1 pseudogene is annotated in these 322 nt (G+C 53.1%); it reads right to left on the reverse strand.

The annotated features are described in order from the left end of the window. Positions 1-322: pseudogene (locus H6A34_RS15465) on the reverse strand (IS21 family transposase); the annotation flags it as partial.

The following is a 322-nucleotide window of genomic DNA, read 5'->3' on the forward strand; positions in this document are numbered from 1 at the left end:
GAACGGAAGGATGGCGACAAACACCTCGGCTTTCTTCGTCTCGCCCGTCATTTCATCAACGACTTCAAGCCTGTCACCGGCAAAGTCAATATACATCTGGTCGGCGGCATAGTGCTCGACATGACCGACGACCTTGACGTGAAACTTGTACTGACGGACAGCCCGTTTGAAGGAAGACAACTGATAGCCGTCAGGATATTCGGCATGGTATTCCTTGAACAGTTTTCGGACACTCATGCCTTTGCGTGACAGGCGGGATACATAGCCGGGAAGCAAGGCCTCCAGTTCAATCCTCCTGGAAGAAGGCTCCCGATGCCGGGAT

Origin of the sequence: Marseilla massiliensis, assembly GCF_016899855.1 — a bacterium.
In the GTDB taxonomy this organism is placed as follows: Bacteria; Bacteroidota; Bacteroidia; order Bacteroidales; family Bacteroidaceae; genus Prevotella.